This is a genomic window from Kitasatospora sp. NPDC053057, from assembly GCF_044546945.1.
GTDB lineage: Bacteria > Actinomycetota > Actinomycetes > Streptomycetales > Streptomycetaceae > Kitasatospora.
Window position 1 is genome coordinate 218856 of sequence record NZ_JBITZP010000006.1, and the last position, 20428, is coordinate 239283.

Genomic DNA, 20428 nt, shown 5'->3' on the forward strand with positions numbered 1-20428 from the left:
GCCTGAATGCGACGAAGTCTCAGACGAATCTCAGCGAGGACCGGTCCCCGCCGGGACGGGGCTCAGCGGACCGGGATCTCCAGGATCACCTTGGTCCCGCCGTTCGGGCCGGCCACCATGTCGAAGGTCCCGCCCAGCTCGCCGGTGGCCAGCGTCCGGACGATCTGCAGCCCGAGGTTGCCGGCCGTCTTCGGGTCGAAGCCCTCCGGCATGCCGCGGCCGTCGTCCTGCACGGTGATCAGCAGGTACTCCTCCGGCCGGGCGCCGCCGTTCCAGCTGTCCGACCAGCCCTTGCCGGTCGCCGGGGCCCGTCCGCGCAGAGCACTCACCTCCAGGTTCCCGGAGGCCGTCGGGCCGAAGGCGTGTTCCAGGGCGTTCTGCAGCAGCTCTGTCAGCACCATCGACAACGGGGTCGCCACCTCGGCGGAGAGGATGCCGAAGCTGCCGCTGCGGCGGGTCGCCACCCGGCCGTCCTGGGACAGCTCCATCACCATCGCCAGCACCCGGTCGGCGATCTCGTCGAAGGCCACCTGCTCGTCCAGCGCCTGGGAGAGCGTCTCGTGCACGATCGCGATCGAGCCGACCCGGCGCACCGCCTCGTCCAGCGCGGCCCGGCCGGACTCGGACTCCATCCGACGGGACTGCAGCCGCAGCAGGGCGGCGACGGTCTGCAGGTTGTTCTTCACCCGGTGGTGAATCTCCCGGATGGTGGCGTCCTTGGTCATCAGCTCGCGGTCGCGCCGGCGCAGCTCGGTGACGTCCCGGCAGAGCACCAGCGAACCGGTCAGGGCCCCCTTCGGCTTGAGCGGGATCGCGCGCAGGGTCACCACTCCCCCCTGCGCCTCCACCTCGGTCTGCCGGGGCGCCCAGCCGCTGGCCAGCTTCACCAGCGCCTCGTGGACGGCCGAGCGGGCGGGCGGGGTGAGGTCGGCGGTGGCCCGGCCGAGGTGGCTGCCGACCAGGTCGGAGGTGAGGCCGAGCCGGTGGTAGGCGGAGAGGGCGTTGGGGCTGGCGTAGGTGACGATGCCGTCCGCGTCCAGGCGGATCAGGCCGTCGCCGACCCGGGGGGCGGCGTCCATGTCGGCCTGCTCCACGCCGGGGAACGGGAAGCCGCCGGCCGCGATCATCTGGGCCAGGTCGGAGGCGCTCTGCAGATAGGTGAGCTCCAGCCGGCTGGGGGTGCGCACGGTCAGCAGGTTGGTGTTGCGGGCGATCACCCCGAGCACCTTGCCCTCGCGCCGGACCGGGATCGACTCGACCCGGACGGGCACCTCCTCGCGCCACTCCGGGTCGCCCTCGCGCACGATCCGGCCCTCGTCGAAGGCGGCGTCCAGCAGCGGTCGGCGCCCGCGCGGGACGAGGTGGCCGACCATGTCGTCGTGGTAGGAGGTGGGTCCGGTGTTGGGCCGCATCTGCGCCACCGAGACGTAGCGGATGCCGTCCCAGGTGGGGATCCACAGCACCAGGTCGGCGAAGGAGAGGTCGGAGAGCAGCTGCCACTCCGAGACCAGCATGTGGAGCCATTCCACGTCGGCCCCGGTCAGGGTGGTGTGGCGGCGGACGAGTTCGTTCAACGAGGGCACATGGCGAGGGTAGCGCCGCCGGTCGGGGGCGGGCTCGGCGGACGGCGTGGTGGTGGCGGATGACCGTCCGGAGTTGTTTAGACCAATTTGCCGGGCGGCCTGGACAACCCTGATTGGTCTAGTCCACAATGAAAGGGCACCAAGGAGAGGCCCACCGCGCAACTGCCCTGACCGCGCGCGGCCTTCTCCTCGGTCGGACGCCACCGAACGAGGACCCCGCACAGTTCTCGATCGACACCGGTGCCCGACGACAGCTCCGGGCTGCGGTGCCGCATGGGTTGAGGGTCCCGTGTCGGCGCCGTGGCCCGTAGTACTTTCCGGCCCGCGTCCGGCTCTCTCCCCCGAACCACGTTCCGCCGCTCGAAGAACCGGCCTTCGTCCACAGGCTGTGGACGGGGCCGATTCCCTTGCCGGAGGCGAGCGGGCGAGTAACAGCCTCAGTGGGTCTCGGTGACCTTGGCCAGGGCGCGCGGGGCGTCCGGGTCCTGGCCGCGGGCGATGGTGACCTCGTAGGCCAGCTGCTGCAGCGGCAGGATCTCCAGGATCGGCTGGACCTCCTCCGGCACACCGGCCGGCAGCGCGAAGCCCGCCGAGGCGGCGTCCACCTGGGCCTGCTGGCCGATCACCACGAGGTCCGCGCCGCGGCCGCGCAGCCGGTTCAGCACCGGCTGGAGGGCCTCGCCGCCCTTGCCGTCCGGGACGATCGCGATCACCGGCGAGACGTTGTCCACCATGGCCAGCGGGCCGTGCAGCAGGTCGGCGCCGGAGAACGGGGTGGCCGGGATGTACGTGGTCTCCATCAGCTTGAGCGCGGCCTCCCGGGCCGTCGGGTAACCGTAGCCGCGCGAGGTGATCACCAGGCGCTGGGCGAAGCGGTAGCGCTCGGCCAGCGCCCTCACCTCCGCCTGGCGGGCCAGCACGCCGGCGGCCAGGCCCGGCAGCTCCTCGGCGGCCGAGCCGTCCCCGCCCCGCAGGCCCTCGACCAGCAGGTAGAGCGCCAGCAGTTCGGCGGTGTAGGTCTTGGTGGCCGGCAGCGCCTTCTCCGGGCCGGCCAGCACGTCGATGTGGAACTCGGAGACCTCGGCCAGCGGGGAGTCGGGGTTGTTGGTGACGGCCAGGGTGATCGCCCCCGCCTCACGGGCGGCCTTGGTCGAGGCCACCAGGTCCGGCGAGCCCCCGGACTGGCTGACGGTGATCACCAGGACGTCGGTGAGGTCCGGCTTGGCGCCGTACGCGGTGGTGGTGGACATCGAGGTCAGACCGGCCGGCTTGCCGAGCAGGATCTCGATCAGGTACTTGGCGTAGAGCGCCGCGTTGTCGGACGTGCCGCGCGCGGTGAGCAGGACGAAGCGGGGGCTGCGGGCGGCGATCCCGGCCGCGATCTCGCGGATCTTCGGCGCGCCCTCGTCGAGGATGCGCTGGAGGACGGCGGGCTGCTCGGCCATCTCCGCCGCCATGATCCGGCCGGGGACGGAAACAGTCTGCGGGTCGGACATCTGGATGCCTCCGATGAGATGGGTCCACCCCGCCCGGGCGGGTTGCCCGACGGGACCTCTACGGCGGCGAGTCCGCACACTCGCTGCGGTTCTTCGCGGGCAATCCTACGAGCGCGCTCCCGGCGCGGCACCCCCGATCCGCCGCCTCCCGGAAGGGTGACGAAAACGCAGGTCGACGCCCGGGAAACGGGACGGGCCCGCCATGCGACATGCGCATGACGGGCTCGTCGGCCGGCGCCTCCCGAACACGGCCGGTGACGTCTCCCCCTGCGGTTCAGCCGATCGCTCCCGGCTGCCCGGTGAGCACCTCCACGGCCGCCAGCCCGCAGACCCGGGCGGCGCCGTGGGTGGCGATGTACAGCGCGCCGACCGACTCGGACTGGGGCAGCCCCATCTCCACCACGGCGGCGTCCGGCCGGGCCGCCACCAGGCGGCTCAGCGCGGCGGCCATCCACGCGTGCCGGTGCGCGTCCCGCACCACCAGCACCAGGCGGCGGCCCTCGGCGCCGGCCACCAGCTCGGCGGCCAGCGCGTCCAGCAGCTCCGGCGCGGCCTCGGTGGCCGACACCTCGCGGGTGCGGGTGCCCGGGAAGCGGTCGGCCAGCATCCCGGCCACGCCCCACGGGGTCACGTCGCCGACCGCGATGTTCGGCTCGTCCGAGAACGAGGCCACGTACGGGCGTTCGCTCACCGGCAGCACCTCGCGACCCGGCGCCCGGACCACCTTCAGTGCCCGGCGGGCGGCCCGCAGGCCCACCGCGAGGTCCGGCTCGGGCTGCTCGCCCTGGGCCGCGATCCGCCCCCAGCTGCCCAGCGCCCGGACCCGGTCGGCGGCGTCCGCCAGCCGCTCCTCGGTGAGCCCGCCGGAGCGCACGCCCGCCACGATGGCGTCGCGCAGCATCAGCACGGTCTCCTCGTCGGCCAGCCCGCCGCCGACGCAGATCGCGTCCGCGCCGGCCGCCAGCGCGAGCACCGTGCCCTCGCCCATGCCGAAGGTGTCGGCGATGGCGCCCATCTCGATCGCGTCGCTGACGATCAGGCCCTGGTAGCCGAGGCCGCCGTCGGCCGGGGCGGCGCGCAGCAGGTCGCGCAGCACGGTCGGGCTCAGGGTGGCCGGCAGCTTCGGGTCCAGCGCCGGGACCATGATGTGGGCGGTCATCACGGCCTTGGTGCCGGCCGCGATCGCGGCCTGGAACGGCACCAGGTCGCGGGCGCGCAGCACGTCCAGGTCGACGTCGATGACCGGCAGGCCGTGGTGCGAGTCCACCGCGGTGTCGCCGTGGCCGGGGAAGTGCTTGGAGCAGGCGGCCACGCCGGCCGACTGCAGGCCCTCCACCCAGGCGGCGGTGTGCCGGGCGCACAGCTCCGGGTCGGCGCCGAAGGAGCGGACGCCGATCACCGGGTTGCGCGGGTTGGAGTTGACGTCCGCGGTGGGCGCCCAGTTGTAGTTGACGCCGGCCGCGGCCAGCGCCCGGCCCAGCTCGCGGGCGACGTCCCGGGTCAGCGCCGGGTCGTCGATCGCGCCGAGGGCGAGGTTGCCGGGCCAGGAGGAGCCGGAGCCGGCCTCCAGCCGGGTGACGTCGCCGCTCTCCTCGTCGATCGCGATCAGGAGGTCGGGGTTCTCCGCGCGCAGCGCCCGGGTGAGCGCGGAGAGCTGGTCGAGGTCGACCACGTTGCGGTCGAACAGCGCGACCGAGCCGAGCCCGGCGGCCAGGTGGCGGCGCAGCCAGGCGGGCGGCTCGGTGCCGACGAAGCCGGGCTGCAGGACGGTCAGGGCGTCCCGGTGCAGCTGGTCGCTGGCCGGGGCGGTGGGTACGAGGATGCTCACGGTGGCTCAGCCCTTCACGGCGCCGTCGGTCAGACCGCCGACCGCCTTGCGCTGCAGGAAGACGAACAGGATCAGCACGGGGATGGCGAACATCGTGGAGGCCGCCATGGTCGCGCCCCAGTCGTTGCCGAAGGCGGTCTTGAAGGAGGACAGCCACAGCGGGAGGGTCTTGCCCTGCTCCTTGTTGACGATCAGGACGAGCGGGAACTCGTTCCACGCCGTGATGAAGCCGAACAGCGAGGTCGACATCAGGCCGGGGGCCAGCAGCGGGAAGATCACCTTCACGAAGGCCTGGGTGCGGGTGCAGCCGTCCACCATGGCCGACTCCTCCAGTTCCTTCGGCACGGCGGCGATGAAGCCGCGCAGCGTCCAGATGGTGAAGGGCAGGACCATCATCATGTAGAAGAGGGTCAGCGGCAGCAGGCTGTTCAGCATGTCGTTGTCGCGGGAGATCATGTAGACCGCGATGGTCATGACCTCCCAGGGCGCCATCTGCGCCATCATGATGACCAGCACGAAGGTCTTGCGGCCGCGGAACCTCATCCGCGCGACGGCGAAGGCCGCCAGGGTCGCGATCACCAGCGAGATCACCACCGCGCCGACGGTGACGACGACGCTGTTGGTGACGTACGTCCAGAAGTTCGGCGCGTCGACCGCGGTGGTGAAGTGGTCGAAGGTCGCGTCGAAGGGGATGAAGACCGGCGTCTTGCTGATGATGTCGTTGTTCTGTTTGAACGCGGTCGCGATCATCCAGTAGACGGGGAAGACGAAGAAGACGATGAGGACGACCGCGATCACGTTCGGCCAGGTACGTCCGAAGAGAGAGCGCCTCACAGCTCGTCCTCCTGCTTGATGATGATGCGGAAGTAGTAGGCCATCAGGACGCCCAGCATCAGGATGGTGAGCACCGCGATCGCGGCGCCGACGCCGTAGTGCTGGCTGCCCGAGCCCTCCAGGAAGGCGTGCACCGGCAGGGTCCGGGTGAGCTTCTCGGGGCCGCCGCCGTTGATCGCGTAGATCTGGGTGAAGGACTTGAACACCCAGATGACCTCCAGGAAGGTCGTGGCCAGGAAGAAGGGCTTCAGGTTCGGGAAGATCACCGCGGTGAAGATCTTCGAGGAGCCGGCGCCGTCCATCCGGGCGGCCTCGTACAGCTCCTTGGGGATGGTGGTCAGGCCGGCGTACATGTTGAACGCCACGAAGGGGATCGACATCCAGACGATCAGCAGGATGACGACGAAGAAGGTCGAGTACTCGTCGCTCATCCAGTTGTAGTGCGCCATCGAGTGCCAACCCAGCTTGTCCAGACACCAGTTGACGACGCCCCACTGCTCGTCGAACAGCCAGGTGTAGACCGTGGTCGCGGCGACCACCGGCATCGCCCAGGCCATCAGCAGCGCGATCGACAGCGCCAGCCGCATCCTCTTGCCGAGGTGGTTGAGCAGCAGGCCGACCAGGGTGCCGCCGACCATGATCAGCACCACGTTGACCAGGGTGAAGACGACGGTGCGCCCGGTGACCGACCAGAACTCCGGGTCGCTCAGCTGCTCCTTGTAGTTGTCGAAGCCGGTCCACTCGGTCAGGTGCATCACCAGCTGGCGCCGGTTGAGGTCCTGGAACGACAGCAGGAAGGTCTTCAGCAGCGGCCAGCCGAGCAGGACGACGGTCGCCACGACGGCCGGCAGCAGCAGCAGGTACGGCGCGGAGCGGGCGCCGAGACCGGGGCCGCCCGCGGATCTGGTGCCCTTCGGCGCGGCGCCCTCGGCCCCGCCGCCGGCGGCACTGGTGTCAATCTCGGCCACAACAGCCTCCCCTGACTCCGGGGACTGCGTCTGCACCCGGCCCGAATGCACAGCCATCGTTCTCACTTCCTCACAACCCGGCCACGACGGACGGGCGTCGCCCACCGACCCCCGCCGGGGGCTGGTGAGCGACGCCGCTCAATGCCTCAGTTCTTCTGGTTGAGCCGCTTGGCGATCTCGTCGTCGTACTTCTTCGCGGTGGACGCGTAGTCGGCGCCCTGCAGGACCGCGGTCAGGAAGTCCTTGATCGGGTTCGGGGTGTTCTCGACACTGGCCCAGTTCGGGGTGTTCGGGGTGATCCCGCCGACCGCGGTGGCCTCCTGGGCGGCCTTCGCGAAGTCACCGGCGACCTGGCTGTTCAGGGCCGGCTTGTTCGGGATGTCGCCGGCCGCGGCGACCATGCCCTCGTTCTTGTCGTTGAGGGCGATCTTCAGGAAGTCCTTCGCCATCTCGGTGTTCTTGCTCTGCGAGGCGATCGCGAGGTTCGAGCCACCGATGAAGACGCCGGACGGCTTGTCGGCGGTCTTGCCCGGGATCGGGAAGAAGCCGATCTTGTCCTTGGCCATGGCCTTCTCGTCCGGGAGCTCCCAGCCGAGGGCGATCATGGTGCCGATGTCACCCTTGGCGAAGACGTCCTTCTGCTGCGGGGTGGCCTCGTCCTTGTCCTTCGGGCCGGTGACCGAGTAGCTCTGCAGCTTCTTGTAGGTCTCGAAGGCCCGCTGGGCCTCGGGCGACTCCAGGCCGCCGACCCACTTGCCGCCGTCCTGCTTGGCGATCTTGCCGCCCTCACCGGTGAGGAAACCGAAGTAGGTGTACCACTCCTGGCCCGGCAGGTAGATCGGGTCGGCGACACCCGGGGTGGCCTTCAGCTTGTCCAGGTCGGCGTAGAGCTCGTCCAGGGTCTTCGGGGCGGCGGTCAGGCCGGCCTTGGCCCACAGGTCCTTGTTGTAGGCGACCACCCGGTTGGAGACCCACCACGGCGCGGCGTACTGCTTGCCGTCCAGCATCGCGGCCTCGTTCTGGTTGGCGGCCCAGCCGTCACCACCCAGCGCGGACTTGTCCTTGGTGATGTCCAGCAGACCGCCCGAGGCGGCGTAGCCGGAGGTCTGGGTGTTGCCCAGCTCCAGGACGTCGACGGAGCCCTCGGACAGCGCGGCGGTGATCTTCGGGCCGATGTCGGTCCACTCCTGGGCCTGGAAGTCGACCTTGGAGCCCGGGTAGGTGGACTCGAACTCGTTCTTGACCGAGTCGGTCCAGCCCTTGGGGGCCGAGCCGCTCATCGTCCACACCTTGAGCGTCTTGCCCTTGTACCTGTCGGCGGCCGTGGAGGACGACGTGGAGTCGTCCTTCTTGCCGTCCGAGCCACAGGCCGCGAGACCGACGACCATTGCTGCGACGCCGACCGCCGCGATGAGCTGACGCTTCACGCCATCCTCCTGAGGGATGCCTGGGTTACCCCCGTCGGGCGGCGGCGGCAGATCCACGCAAAGCGGGAGAACTGGTGCCGCGGACCCCTTCGAACGGGTGGGGGGATTCATCGATACCGGCCTAGTGGTGTAGACCAGATGCCTGGAGCTTGGCCTAGACCAATGGGCCTGTCAACGGCTGTTCGACCGATCTCGACCACCCGTTATCAAGCCGACACCGCACATCGTTCATCGCGTGATGAGGTATTCGTTCCGCAGCCATACATGCAACGATGTGGTCCGTTAACGATGTGGCGGGGCGGTAAAAGGCCCCGCGAGAAGCGGGAGAACAGGTCCGATGAGCAGCGACGGGGGAACCACCGCCCAGGCCGACGACCCCGAGGTGAAGAACCTCCCGGCGCAGGCCGGCGCCGACCCGACCGCGCGCGTCCCCAAGTACTACGGCCTCAAGCGCCACCTCCTCCAGCTCACCGAGACCCAGCCCGCGGGCACCCCGGTCCCGCCCGAGCGCGCGCTGGCCGCCCAGTTCGACACCTCGCGCACCACCGTCCGCCAGGCCCTGCAGGAACTGGTCGTCGAGGGCCGGCTGGAGCGCATCCAGGGCAAGGGCACCTTCGTGGCCAAGCCCAAGGTCGCCCAGGCGCTGCAACTCACCTCCTACACCGAGGACATGCGCGCCCAGGGCCTGGAGCCCACCTCCCGGCTGATCGAGATCGGCTACATCACCGCCGACGACCGGCTCGCCCCGCTGCTGGACATCAAGCCCGGCGGCCGGGTCCTGCGGATCGAGCGGCTGCGCCTGGCCAACGGCGACCCGATGGCCATCGAGGTCGCCCACCTGTCCGCCAAGCGCTTCCCCGCCCTGCGGCGCAACCTGGCCAAGCACAACTCGCTGTACGCGGCGCTGCGCGAGGTCTACGGGGTCACCGTGGCCGAGGCCGAGGAGACCATCGAGACCACCCTCGCCAACCCGCGCGAGGCCGGGCTGCTCGGCTCCGACCTCGGCCTGCCGATGCTCCAGCTCTCCCGGCACTCCTTCGACGGCGAGGGCAACCCGGTGGAGTGGGTCCGCTCGATCTACCGCGGCGACCGCTACAAGTTCATCACCCGGCTGAAGCGTCCGGAGTAGACGCACACCGTTGTTCCACCACGGGCACCGGCGCGCGCGACCCGCGCGCCGGTGCCCTTTCACGTCACTTCGCGTCCCTTCGTGTCCGGATGGCGGAAAGTTGCGTCATATCGGGTGACATGGATCACCCCATGCCCTAGATTGCGCAGCCGTACTGACTGCCGATCACCGATGGTGCTGCTCGGCGGGCTCGCGGGCGTGCGCGGCGCTTCCGGGGGCTGCGGCGCCGACGGGGAGAACCCTCCGGAGCGGAGCCGAAGATGCCCTCTGATCAAGCCCCCGACCAAGCTGTCATGCCCGAGCCAGCCGGGACCCCCGTCCCGGCGGTGACCCCCGAACGGGTGCTGGCCGGGCTCGCCCTGCTCGTGCCGATCGTCGTGATGCTCTGGGTCTCCTCGTACGACAAGTCCGACCCGGTGGTGGCCGGGGTGCCCTTCTTCTACTGGTACCAGCTGCTCTGGGTGCCGGTGTCGGCCGTCTTCACGGTCGCCGCCTACCTGCTGATCAACCGGGACGAGAAGGCCCGCAAGGCGGCCCGGAACGGCGGTGCGCGATGAAGGACGTCAACGTGCCGGCCCTCGTGGTCTTCGTGCTGTTCTTCCTGCTGGTCACCGTGATGGGCTTCCTCGCCTCGCGCTGGCGCCGCGCGGACGACTCGGCGCACCTGGACGAGTGGGGCCTGGGCGGGCGCAGCTTCGGGACCTGGGTGACCTGGTTCCTGCTCGGCGGCGACCTCTACACCGCGTACACCTTCGTGGCCGTCCCGGCGGCGGTCTACGTGACCGGCGCGGCGGGCTTCTTCGCGGTGCCGTACACGATCATCGCCTACCCGCTGGTCTTCCTGTTCCTGCCGCGGCTCTGGTCGGTCTCCCGGGTGCACGGCTACGTGACCCCGGCGGACTTCGTCCGCGGCCGCTACGGCTCGCGGCCGCTGTCCCTGGTCGTCGCGCTGACCGGGATCCTGGCCACCATGCCGTACATCGCCCTGCAGCTGGTCGGCATCCAGGCGGTGCTGGACGTGCTCGGCGTCGGCGGCGGGGAGAACGCCAACTGGTTCGTCAAGGACCTGCCGCTGTTCATCGCCTTCGGCGTGCTGGCCGCCTACACCTACTCCTCGGGCCTGCGCGCCCCGGCGCTGATCGCCTTCGTCAAGGACGCCCTGGTCTACATCGTGATCATCGTCGCGGTGATCTACATCCCGATCCGCCTCGGCGGCTACGGGCACATCTTCAGCGCGGCCACGGAGCACTTCAAGCAGGTCAAGACCGGCGCGATGACCCTGCCGGCCGACAAGCAGTGGACGTACGCCACGCTGGGGCTGGGCTCGGCGATGGCGCTGTTCATGTACCCGCACTCGGTGACCGGCGTGCTGGCCTCCAAGTCCCGCAACACCGTGCGCCGCAACATGGCGATCATGCCCGCGTACTCGCTGATGCTCGGCCTGCTGGCGCTGCTCGGCTTCATGGCGATCGCGGCGGGCGTGGGCAGCGGCGTCAAGGGCTACAACTCCCAGCTGTCGGTGCCGCAGCTGTTCGCGAGCATGTTCCCGGACTGGTTCACCGGCGTGGCCTTCGCCGCGATCGGGATCGGCGCGCTGGTGCCGGCCGCCATCATGTCCATCGCGGCGGCCAACCTGTTCACCCGCAACGTCTACAAGGAGTGGCTCAAGCCCGCCGCCACCCCGGCCGACGAGACCCGGATCGCCAAGCTGGTCTCGCTGCTGGTCAAGGTCGGCGCGCTGGTCTTCGTCCTCGGCATGGACAAGCAGGCGGCGATCAACCTCCAGCTGCTGGGCGGGCTGTGGATCCTGCAGACCTTCGTGGCGATCGTCGGCGGCCTGTTCACCCGCTGGTTCCACCACTGGGCGCTGTTCGCCGGCTGGGCGGCCGGCATGGTCTACGGCACCTGGCTGGCCTACGGGCTGGCCAGCCCGGCGACCAAGCACTTCGGCGGCAACGCGGCGAAGATCCCCGGCATCGGCGAGATGGGCTACATCGGCCTGACCGCCTTCGTGCTCAACCTGGTCGTCGCGGTGGTGCTCACCCTGGTGCTGCGGGCGCTCAAGGCGCCCGACGGCCCGGACGAGACCAAGCCCTCCGACTACAGCGCCGAGGCCGGCGACGACGAGCTGGAGAACGCGCCGGAGCCCGTAGCGGCGCACTGATTGGCCCTGCGCGCGCCCTGTGATCGCGCCGCCTTCTCCGTGAACACTGGAGGAGGCGGCGCGATCATATGTATGAACAGGCGTGCACGCCGGGCACCACCAGACCGGACCGGCATCCGGCCGGAACCTGATCGACCCACGGGGAGCTCGCGGCCATGGCAGAACTCGGCATCACACTCAACGGCCAGCACAAGTCCACCCAGCACCAGCCCGTCCAGCACCAGTCCGCCCAGCACCAGCCCACCCTGACCGCGGTGGGCGCGGTGGGCGCGAACGGCTCGGCGGCCACCCGGCTGCCCTCCGTACTGATCGCCACCCGGCACGGCGAGTCCACCGCCAACGTCGAGTTCCAGCTGGCCGAGGCCGCCGGCTCGCTCAGCGTCCCGATCAGCTGCCGCGACGCCGACATCCCGCTGTCGCTGCGCGGCCAGCGGCAGGCCCAGTCGCTCGGCCGCTGGTGGGCCGCCCTGCCCAGCACCGACCGGCCGCGCAGCGTCTGGTGCTCCCCGTACGTGCGCACCGCCGAGACCGCCCGGATCGCGCTCTCCCAGGCCGCCGGGCTCGGCGCCGTGCCCGTCACCCTGGCCGTCCGCTACGACGAGCGGCTGCGCGACCGCGAGCTCGGCGTCCTGGAGATGCTGCCGAAGGCCGCCATCGAGGCCAAGCACCCGGAGGAGGCCGCCCGGCGGCGCAAGATGGGCGAGCTGTACTACCGCCCGCCCGGCGGCGAGTCCTGGGCCGACGTCGCCCTGCGGGTGCGCAGCCTGCTGCGGGACGTCTGCGAGGAGGACGCCGGACGGCCCGTCCTGCTGGTCGCCCACGACTGCACGGTGCTGATGCTGCGCTACGCGCTGGACCGCCTCACCGAGCAGCAGCTCACCGGGCTCGGGCCGGTGCACAACTGCTCCACCAGCCTCTGGCGGTCCCAGGAGGGGCGGCTGCGGCCGGACCGCTGGAACAGCGTCGACCACCTCGGCACCGAAACCGCCTGACCACCCGTCACCCGGCCCCGAAGCAGCGCCGGTAGGCCAGCGGCGTGGTGCCCAGCCGGCGCCCGAAGTGGTGCCGCAGCGCCGCCGCGTTGCCGAAGCCGCAGCGGGCGGCGATCGCGTCCACCGACTCGGTGGTCGACTCCAGCAGCCGCTGGGCCAGCAGCACCCGCTGCCCCACCAGCCAGCGGTGCGGGGTGGTGCCGGTCTCCTGCCGGAAGCGCCGGGCGAAGGTGCGCGGCGACATGTGCACCCGCGCGGCCAGCTGCTCGACGCTCGCCTCCTGGTCCGGGTGGTGGCGCATCCAGTCCAGCAGCGGGGCCAGCGAATCGCCGCCGCCCTCCGGCAGCGGGCGGTTCACGAACTGCGCCTGCCCGCCCTCCCGGTGCGGCGCCACCACCATCCGGCGGGCGATCCCCCGGGCCACCTCGGCGCCCTGCACCTTGCGCACCAGGTGCAGGCAGGCGTCGATGCCGGCCGCCGTACCGGCCGAGGTGATCACCGGGTCGTCGTCCACGTACAGCACGTCCGGCTCGACCACCGTCTCCGGGAAGCGCTCGGCCAGTTCGTCGCTGTGCCGCCAGTGGGTGGTGGAGCGGCGGCCGTCCAGCAGCCCGGCTGCGCCCAGCACGAAGGCCCCGCTGCAGATGGACAGCACCCGGCCGCCGTCCGCCACCACCGCGCGCAACGCCTCCAGCAGCGGCTCCGGGTACTGCCCGCGGATCCCGGAGGCGGTGACCACCGCCAGGTCCGCCCCGGCGAGGCGCTCCGGGCCGTACGGGACGTCCACCGCGAAGCCCGAGTGGGTCGCGTGCGGCCCGGAACGGGCGCCGGCCAGCGCGAAGTCGTACCCGGGCAGCCCGTCCGCGGTGCGGTCCAGGCCGAAGACCTCGCAGGCCACCCCCAGTTCGAAGGGGTGGACCTCCTCCAGCACCACCGCGACCACGTTCTTCAGCATGCCGCCCAGGATGCCCCGCCGGTCCCGGCCCGGGGAAGGCCCCGGCCTGGCAGGATTTCGAGGCAACACGGCGTTCCTGCCACTCGTGGGCACCCGGGCCGCCCGGCCACAGTGGTGGCCATGGACAGCGACACCCTCGCCAGTGCACTCGGCCTGGTCGGCGCGGTCGGCGGCTTCGGCCTGCTCGGCACCCTGATCGGCCGCGAACTCTCCCGCGGCCCCGCCGCCGGCCGCGACAACCACCACCGCCCCGGCGGCTACCCGGCCGACCCCGGCCGCGCCGACCGGCTGTACGGCACCCTGCCCGCCGCCTCGCTGCGCCCCTGCGCCGACCCGGCCACCCTCCCGGCATCCCCTTCCCGGAACCCCCAAGAGCCCCCCGAATCCAGAACCCCGCACGGCTCCGGCACACTGGCCCGATGGACTACCTCATCCGCCACGCCCTCCCCCAGGACCTCGAAGAGGCCGGGCGGATCACCGTCGACGCCTTCGTCGGCGACGGCTTCACCGACCCGGCCGGCAGCTACGTCGGCCTGCTGCGCGACGCCGAGCGCCGCTCCCGGGAGGCCGAGCTCCTGGTCGCGGTCGACGCGGCGGACGAACGGGTCCTCGGCTGCGTGACCTTCGCCGTCGGCGGCACCGAGTGGGCCGACATCGCCACCCCGCGCGAGGGCGAGATACGGATGCTCGCCACCGCCGCCGTCTCCCGCGGCCGCGGCGTCGGCGAGGCCCTGGTCCGCGCCTCCGTCACCCGCAGCCGCGAACTCGGCCTGGCCGGCATGGCCTTCTCCACCCGCCCGGAGATGACCACCGCCCACCGCGTCTACGAGCGGGTCGGCTTCCGCCGCACCCCGGAACGCGACTGGGCCCCCTTCCCGGGGATGGACCTGATGGTCTACACCATGGTGTTCTGACGCCCTCACGGCCACTCACCGGCCGCCCCTCCCCGGTGACCGGCAGACGATCAACAGACGTCTTTTGATATAAACCACAGATCAAGACACGTCTCATTGACACGTCGCGACAGTCGATCGACCCCGGGGGGACGCACCACATGGACGACGCGCCCGGCCTCGGCGCGCCCGGAAGCGGCCCCACGCTCCAGGACATGCGCGAAGCACGGGGCCTCCCGGCCCCCACCGCCAGCCGCTACGCCATCCCCGCGCCGGTTCCCGAGCCGCGCGGTCCCCTGCCGCCCTCGGTCCGCTTCAAGGCGGTCGACGGGCTGCGCGGCGTCGCCATCGCCTCCGTGCTGCTCTACCACACCGACTGGTTCCAGAACGGCCTGTTCGGCGTGGACGTCTTCTTCGTGCTCTCCGGCTTCCTGGTCAGCCTGGTGCTGATCCGCGAACTGGACCGCACCGACGGCATCCGGCTCGGCGTCTTCTACCGCCGCCGCGCCAAGCGGCTGCTGCCCGGCCTGCTCGCCACCATCATCCTGGTCGTCGGCCTGTCCGCCCTGGTCAGCCCGCTACGGGACGTCAAGGACCTGCGCCCGCAGGCACTCGCCACGCTCGCCCAGGTCGCCAACTGGGCCCAGCTGGCCCGCGGCGACGCCTACTGGCAGCACTTCGCCTCGATCGACCCGCTCGCGGCCATGTGGTCGCTCAGCATCACCGAGCAGTTCTACGCGCTCTGGCCGCTGCTGCTGCTCATGGTCTTCGGCCTGTGCCGCCGCTCGCTGCGCGCCACCGGCATCGTCACCGCCGTCCTGTTCGCCGCCTCCGCCGCCGTCGCCCCGCTGATGTGGAACGGCGACAACAGCGACCGCCTCTACCTCGGCACCGAGACCCGCGCCGTCGGCTTCGCGGCCGGCGCCACCGCCGCCTTCGGGGTCTACCTGTGGCTGCGCGGCCGGGTCCGCGCGGAGGCCGCCGACGGCACGGACGGCGCCCGGACCGGGCGGAGGCTGCCGGGCGGCGCCGCCCTGCCCACCCTGGTCGGCACCGCCGCCCTCGGCGGGCTGGTCTGGGCCAGCCTGTCCGTCGGCTCGTACCACGAACCCTGGCTCTACCAGGGCGGACTGGCCGTGGTCGCGGCGCTCGCCGCCGTCCTGACCGCATCGCTCTGCTTCGACCGCGGCCCCCTGGTGTGGCTGCTGTCGCTGCCCCCGGTACGGCTCACCGGCACCATCTCCTACAGCCTCTACCTGCTCCACCTGCCGGTGTACTGGCTGCTGCAGCACTACGTCGACGACATCTCGCCGCAGAAGCTGCTGCTGATCGGCGGACCGGTCTCCTGGGTGCTGGCCTGGCTGCTGCACACCGCCACCGAGAAGCTGCGGGTGCTGCGCTGGCGGGCCTTCCCGGCCGTCCCGCTGCTGGCCGTCACGACCGCGGTGGCCACCACCGGCGCCTGGTACCTGCCGGCCTGGGTCAGCCACGACATGAAGTCCGGGTCGAGCGACAAGCCCGTGGTGCTCGTCCTCGGCGACTCCTTCGCCCAGGACCTCGCCACCGGCCTGTACCGCTACGGCGACCGCTACCGGGTGGTCGACGGCGGCATCAGCGGCTGCGGCGTGTTCGACCCGGACAAGGTACGCACCACCTCCCAGACGGAGTTCGAGACCAGTACGGACTGCCGCGACCGCGCCGCCGAGTGGGACCGGAGCCTCGCCTCCGCCGCGCCGAAGGCCGTCGTGATCCACCTCGGCTGGGACGCCGCCGAGCAGTACCTGGACGGCACCTGGCTCAACCCCTGCGACGACGACTACCGCAGCCGGTACCGCACCCAGCTCACCCAGGCCGTGGAGCAGGTCCGCCGGCGCGCCCCCGGCGCCCAGGTGCTGCTGATGAACGAGCGCGTCGAGAACGGCGCCATCAGCAAGACCTGGGGCGGCTGCTACGACCAGCAGGTCGGCGACTTCGTGAAGTCCGCCAGCGGCACCGTCCGGCTGGTCGACCTCGACACCTTCTACTGCCCGTACGACACCTGCGCCTGGAAGGACAAGGACGGCCACTGGGTCACCCCCGCCAACGACGGGGTGCACCTCACCCCGGCGGGCATGCGGTTCGTGACGCCGTGGCTGGAGAAGGAGATCGCGGGCGCGCTGTCCGGGGCCCAGCCGGACCACCCGGCCGGCCCGGCGCCCACCCTGACGCCCACTCCCACGCCCACCCCGACGCCCACGGCCACGGCGGCCGCCCCGACGCCCACGGCGAGCACCAGGCCGACGGGCCGTCCGACCACGGCCAAGCCGAACCGGACGCCGACCGGCAAGGCGACCTCCGGCGCCGGCGGGCACCCGGCCGAGCCCCAGCCGTAGCCGGGTCACCGGCCGCGGCCGGGGTCATGGCCGGGGAACCGGCTACGGCCGCGGCCGGGGTCCGCTACTGCTGCGGGACCTCGTAGGTCTGCGCGAAGCAGTCGCGGATCGCCTTCTCCGACTTCGGGCGCCCGGCGTAGTCCATCCGCGGGGTGTCCGGGGTGGTCGGCAGGGTCGGGTCGATGCCGAAGTACAGCGACCAGAAGTAGAGCCCGCGCAGCTTGCGCTCCTGCGCCACCTGGCAGACCGCGGTGAACCAGGTGGCCTGGACCGTCTCGTTCAGCTCGGTCTTCTTGTAGTACTCACCGGGGGTCTTGTACGCCCCGTTCTGCGCCGGGATGCCCACCTCGGTGAGCTTGGTGGTCGGCTGCGGGCCCTTGGCGCGCTTGTCGAGCCAGGCGTTCCAGCTGGCCTTCAGGTCGCCGATCGGCGCGTCGTCGTCGGAGTTCTTGGCCGGGGGGTAGGCGTCCGCGCCCGTCCCGTCGGTGGGTACCGCTATCGCGCCCTTGGCCCAGTTGTCGAAGTTCGCGTCGTACTCCAGCTCGCCGTGGAAGGTCTTCCGGGCCTCGTCGATCAGGCCCTGCCAGTGCGGGTCGCCCTCCAGCGAGTTGAACTCGGTGCCGATGGTGAACTCGGCCGCCGAGTGGTCCTGGGCGGTCTTCAGGTACGGCGCCAGGAAGGCGGCGTAGCTGGCGAACCAGGCGTCCCGGTCGGTCGGCGTGATGTTGCCGCGCCACTTGAGGGTGTGGACGTAGTCGAACACCTCCTCGTCCATGATCGGACGCACGGTGGTGCGCAGCCCGGCCCGGTGGGCGGCGTCCAGCAGCAGCGCGAGGCGCTCCGGGCTGGGCGAGGTCGGCCGGGCGGCGACGGCGTTCGACTTGGTGCCCGTGGTGTAGTACGGGAACGTCACCGACAGGGAGTTGGCGTTCAGCCCGACCACGTACTTGACGATGCGGTCGACCTTGCCCTGGACGAAGCTGTCCGGGTCCGCCGGATCGTCCAGCCAGTACACCTGCACGCCCCACTCGGGGCTGCCCTTGGCCCACGGACGGGCCACCTTGGGGCCGGTGTCCGCGGGGGTCGGCGGCGCGTCCTTGCCGAAGCCCCAGACCCGGCCCTGCTCGGTCGGGGCGCCGGCCCAGTGCACCTCGGTGGGGCTCCGGTGCTCGAACCGGATCGGGTGGTCACCCCAGACCATCGGGACGACGACGGCGATGCCGAGCACCAGGGTGGGCAGGACGAAGATCGCGGGGCGTTTCACAGGCGTGGTTTCCGATCAGGCCGGCTTGGCGATGACGACGAACTTGTTCTCCTCGCGCTTGAGGAACTTGATCAGTCCCCGCAGGCCGCCCCAGCCCTCCAGGAAGGAGAACACCGGTATGCAGGCCACCACGGCGATCGGCTCCCACCACTTGCGCCGGTGGTTGGCCGAGGCGACCACGTTCAGCCGCAGCCCTTCCCAGTAGGTCCAGATCACGTAGGCGAAGTTGATCGCCCACAGCAGCACCACGGACTGGGTGACCGGCGAGGTGTTCCAGGTGCCGGTGAACCAGGCGACCATCAGCACCAGGCCGACGTGCTGGAGCGGGCCGAGCACCCAACTGACCATGCCCATCCCGATGAAGAGCCGGTACCGCAGCGGGATCGTCTTGTTGAAGCAGAGCGCGACCAGGCCCCAGGCCCAGCGCTCGCGCTGCTTGAGGAAGTCCTTGACGCCGGCCGGCGAGGCGCCGTAGCAGCGGCCGTTGAACCAGTCGCTGCGCCCCGGGTAGCGCTGGCAGAAGTTCAGCGCCATCTGGGCGTCCTCGACGATGGTCTTCGGCCCGAAGTCCCAGCCGATGGTGGCCTCCACCGAGGAGCGCACGATCAGCAGCTCGCCGTGCACGCCGGCGATCGGGGTGCCGGTGCCGGTCATCGCGCGGAAGCGGGCGATGTCGTCGGCCGGGCGGATCGCGTCGGCGAGCCAGGTGAAGGTGGAGACGGCGTTCTCCCGCGGGTACGTCAGGATGCCCTGCGCCATGTGCTTGGCGTCGTCCCCGGCCCGGCGCTGCCGGTTGACGAACTGGGCGACGGCGGCGGCGGTGTCCGGCCCGACGCCGGTGTCGTCGTCCATGTGCAGCACCCAGACGTCGTCCTCGGCCTCGCCCTCCTCGATCCGCAGCTCGTGCGAGTAGTGGTTGGCGCGGGCCTTGAACTTGGTGCCGTTGGCCGTCTCGTACGCCTTAGGCACGGTCACCACCCGGATCAGCGGGTGGCGCTCGGCCAGTTCGTCGATCTTCTCGGCGGCGGCGCAGCCCTCCTCGGTGAGGATGTCCACCCGCATCCACGGGAAGTACGGGGGCAGGTGCTCGACGTACGAGAGCACCGAGCGCTCCAGCGCCGGGTAGGTGTCGTGGCGGCCGATGGTCGGCACCAGCACGATCAGGAAGTCGTCCTCGACCGGCGCCGGCGGGGTCATCCTGTCCACCTGGCGCAGCCGCCGGCGGACCATCAGCACGCCCTGGAAGCCGATCAGCACGCCGAACACCGGCATGCCCCACAGGATGGTGATGGCCCAGCCGAGCGGGGTCGGGTTGGGCACGTACGCCCAGAGCGAGAAGCCGAAGATGATCAGGAAGGCGACGTAGAACGGCAGCACCCGGGGCTTCCACGACATCTGTCGCTCGGCGAGCCGGGCGGCCTCGCGGGACGTGGTGAGCACCGTCCGCACGGGGGCTGTCGATGTCATGGCGGAAGTCGTTCCTCGTCTGGTAGCGGTCCGGCCCCGGGGCGGGGCTCGGGTCCTCGGTGAGTGGTCAGGCCTGCGGCGGGCGGTCCGCCGGCGGTGCGGCGGCCGGCGGCGGCACCACCGGGCCGGGGGCGGCCGGCGGCGGCACCACCGGGCCGGGGGCCGGCTGGCCGGGCGCGGGCGGGGCAGGGGGCCACGGCTGCGGGGCAGGGGCCGGGGCCGGGGCCGGCTGGTACGACGTCGCCGTCTGGGTCGGCTGCTGGGCGTACGGGAGCGGCTGCGGCGGCTGGGGCTGTGCCGGGGGCCAGGCGGAGGGCTGGGGCTGGGGCGCGACCGGCTGCTGCTGCCACCCCGGCTGGGCCGGCGGCTGCTGCGGCCAGGCGGCCTGCGGCTGGGGCTGGGGCTGCACCGGCTGAGGCTGCTGCTGGGCGTACGGCACGGGCGTCGGCGCGGCCGGCACGGTCTGCATGATCGACCAGTGCGGCTCCCCGGCCGCGGCCCCCTCCGGCTGCTCCCGCCACTTGGAGCGGGCCAGCAGCAGGATCAGCGCCGCGGTGACGACCACGCCGAGCGCGAAGGTCGCGAGCTTCAGCCCGCCCTCGGTGGTCCCGGTGAACCACTCCCGCTGCGGCTTGTCCAGCAGCGCGCCGGTCAGGCTGCGCACCCGGTTGTAGCCCTCGACCAGAGCCACGCCCGCCGCCACCCCGAGCGCCCAGTTGCGCCCGCGCAGCAGCAGGATGCCCGCGATCAGGTACAGCAGGCCGTAGTTGAGGCTTCCGGTCTCGGCGTCGACCGAGGTCCCGCCGTAGTAGAAGACGCCCTTGAGGTACGTGGCGAAGCCGACCTGGCCGAAGCAGTTGTAGGCCGCCCAGCCGAGCAGCACCACGCCCCAGCCGATCGCCAGGCCACCGGCCCCACGCATCGGACGCGTCTGTGTCATCCCCTACCCCCGCCCCTTCGGCCCTGTCCCGACCGTCCACCGAGCCCTCGGCATCGCCGCCACAGGATGCCACACGGCGCAACGGACCCGGAATCCAGCCCGTTCAACCGATCCCG

Annotated in this window: 16 protein-coding genes; 6 read left to right on the plus strand and 10 right to left on the minus strand. The window is 71.5% G+C overall.

The window, feature by feature from the left end; all coding sequences use genetic code 11:
• Positions 1–62: 62 nt before the first annotated feature.
• The 6 genes from ACIG5E_RS09875 to ACIG5E_RS09900 form a co-directional block, all read right to left on the minus strand.
• Complete coding sequence (locus ACIG5E_RS09875) at positions 63–1583, minus strand: sensor histidine kinase (RefSeq protein WP_396532712.1); 1521 nt, start codon at positions 1581–1583, stop codon at positions 63–65.
• A gap of 437 nt (positions 1584–2020) precedes the next feature.
• On the minus strand, positions 2021–3079 hold the full coding sequence (locus ACIG5E_RS09880; protein ID WP_396532713.1) for an SIS domain-containing protein: 1059 nt from the start codon (positions 3077–3079) through the stop codon (positions 2021–2023).
• Between the two features lie 274 nt (positions 3080–3353).
• Positions 3354–4907, minus strand: a complete 1554-nt coding sequence (locus ACIG5E_RS09885; protein WP_396532714.1) for a glycoside hydrolase family 3 protein — start codon at positions 4905–4907, stop codon at positions 3354–3356.
• Positions 4908–4913: 6 nt separating this feature from the next.
• Positions 4914–5741: a carbohydrate ABC transporter permease gene (locus tag ACIG5E_RS09890; RefSeq protein WP_396532715.1), complete on the minus strand. Its 828-nt coding sequence runs from the start codon at positions 5739–5741 to the stop codon at positions 4914–4916.
• The gene (locus ACIG5E_RS09895; protein WP_396532716.1) at positions 5738–6766 is read right to left on the minus strand and encodes a carbohydrate ABC transporter permease; all 1029 of its coding nucleotides are present in this window, start codon (positions 6764–6766) and stop codon (positions 5738–5740) included. The genes ACIG5E_RS09890 and ACIG5E_RS09895 overlap by 4 nt, the downstream gene beginning before the upstream one ends.
• 89 nt (positions 6767–6855) lie before the next feature.
• Positions 6856–8136 (minus strand): extracellular solute-binding protein, encoded by a 1281-nt coding sequence (locus ACIG5E_RS09900; protein ID WP_396532717.1) that lies wholly within the window; start codon positions 8134–8136, stop codon positions 6856–6858.
• Positions 8137–8473: 337 nt separating this feature from the next.
• Between ACIG5E_RS09900 and ACIG5E_RS09905 the strand changes: the two genes are divergently transcribed.
• The 4 genes from ACIG5E_RS09905 (at position 8474) to ACIG5E_RS09920 (ending at position 12421) form a co-directional block, all read left to right on the plus strand.
• Complete coding sequence (locus ACIG5E_RS09905; protein WP_396532718.1) at positions 8474–9265, plus strand: GntR family transcriptional regulator; 792 nt, start codon at positions 8474–8476, stop codon at positions 9263–9265.
• Positions 9266–9558: 293 nt separating this feature from the next.
• Positions 9559–9822 (plus strand): DUF3311 domain-containing protein, encoded by a 264-nt coding sequence (locus ACIG5E_RS09910; protein ID WP_396532719.1) that lies wholly within the window; start codon positions 9559–9561, stop codon positions 9820–9822.
• On the plus strand, positions 9819–11429 hold the full coding sequence (gene mctP / locus ACIG5E_RS09915) for a monocarboxylate uptake permease MctP (protein ID WP_396532721.1): 1611 nt from the start codon (positions 9819–9821) through the stop codon (positions 11427–11429). The genes ACIG5E_RS09910 and mctP overlap by 4 nt, the downstream gene beginning before the upstream one ends.
• Positions 11430–11584: 155 nt before the next feature.
• A complete protein-coding gene (locus ACIG5E_RS09920; RefSeq protein WP_396532722.1) occupies positions 11585–12421 on the plus strand; it encodes a histidine phosphatase family protein in 837 nt (278 codons plus the stop codon).
• A gap of 7 nt (positions 12422–12428) precedes the next feature.
• Here the strand turns inward: ACIG5E_RS09920 and ACIG5E_RS09925 are convergent, their stop codons facing one another.
• The gene (locus tag ACIG5E_RS09925; RefSeq protein WP_396532723.1) at positions 12429–13376 is read right to left on the minus strand and encodes a helix-turn-helix domain-containing protein; all 948 of its coding nucleotides are present in this window, start codon (positions 13374–13376) and stop codon (positions 12429–12431) included.
• Between the two features lie 419 nt (positions 13377–13795).
• Between ACIG5E_RS09925 and ACIG5E_RS09930 the strand changes: the two genes are divergently transcribed.
• Both ACIG5E_RS09930 and ACIG5E_RS09935 read left to right on the plus strand, forming a co-directional pair.
• Entirely contained in the window at positions 13796–14290 is a 495-nt protein-coding gene (locus ACIG5E_RS09930; protein WP_396532724.1) for a GNAT family N-acetyltransferase, read from the plus strand.
• Positions 14291–14430: 140 nt separating this feature from the next.
• Positions 14431–16641: an acyltransferase family protein gene (locus ACIG5E_RS09935; RefSeq protein WP_396532726.1), complete on the plus strand. Its 2211-nt coding sequence runs from the start codon at positions 14431–14433 to the stop codon at positions 16639–16641.
• Positions 16642–16705: 64 nt separating this feature from the next.
• Here the strand turns inward: ACIG5E_RS09935 and ACIG5E_RS09940 are convergent, their stop codons facing one another.
• The 3 genes from ACIG5E_RS09940 to ACIG5E_RS09950 form a co-directional block, all read right to left on the minus strand.
• Positions 16706–17905 (minus strand): glycoside hydrolase family 113, encoded by a 1200-nt coding sequence (locus ACIG5E_RS09940; RefSeq protein WP_396532727.1) that lies wholly within the window; start codon positions 17903–17905, stop codon positions 16706–16708.
• A 15-nt stretch (positions 17906–17920) separates the two neighbouring features.
• Entirely contained in the window at positions 17921–19372 is a 1452-nt protein-coding gene (locus tag ACIG5E_RS09945) for a glycosyltransferase family 2 protein (RefSeq protein WP_396532728.1), read from the minus strand.
• A gap of 67 nt (positions 19373–19439) precedes the next feature.
• Complete coding sequence (locus tag ACIG5E_RS09950) at positions 19440–20312, minus strand: hypothetical protein (protein WP_396532729.1); 873 nt, start codon at positions 20310–20312, stop codon at positions 19440–19442.
• Positions 20313–20428: the final 116 nt, after the last annotated feature.

Bases quoted from the DNA above. Each gene is read 5' to 3' on its own strand.
- ACIG5E_RS09880 (WP_396532713.1), bottom strand. From the start codon at position 3,079: ATGTCCGACCCGCAGACTGTTTCCGTCCCCGGCCGGATCATGGCGGCG.
- ACIG5E_RS09895 (WP_396532716.1), bottom strand. From the start codon at position 6,766: ATGGCTGTGCATTCGGGCCGGGTGCAGACGCAGTCCCCGGAGTCAGGG.
- ACIG5E_RS09905 (WP_396532718.1), top strand. From the start codon at position 8,474: ATGAGCAGCGACGGGGGAACCACCGCCCAGGCCGACGACCCCGAGGTG.
- ACIG5E_RS09910 (WP_396532719.1), top strand. From the start codon at position 9,559: ATGCCCGAGCCAGCCGGGACCCCCGTCCCGGCGGTGACCCCCGAACGG.
- mctP (WP_396532721.1), top strand. From the start codon at position 9,819: ATGAAGGACGTCAACGTGCCGGCCCTCGTGGTCTTCGTGCTGTTCTTC.
- ACIG5E_RS09920 (WP_396532722.1), top strand. From the start codon at position 11,585: ATGGCAGAACTCGGCATCACACTCAACGGCCAGCACAAGTCCACCCAG.
- ACIG5E_RS09925 (WP_396532723.1), bottom strand. From the start codon at position 13,376: ATGCTGAAGAACGTGGTCGCGGTGGTGCTGGAGGAGGTCCACCCCTTC.
- ACIG5E_RS09930 (WP_396532724.1), top strand. From the start codon at position 13,796: ATGGACTACCTCATCCGCCACGCCCTCCCCCAGGACCTCGAAGAGGCC.
- ACIG5E_RS09935 (WP_396532726.1), top strand. From the start codon at position 14,431: ATGGACGACGCGCCCGGCCTCGGCGCGCCCGGAAGCGGCCCCACGCTC.
- ACIG5E_RS09945 (WP_396532728.1), bottom strand. From the start codon at position 19,372: ATGACATCGACAGCCCCCGTGCGGACGGTGCTCACCACGTCCCGCGAG.
- ACIG5E_RS09950 (WP_396532729.1), bottom strand. From the start codon at position 20,312: ATGACACAGACGCGTCCGATGCGTGGGGCCGGTGGCCTGGCGATCGGC.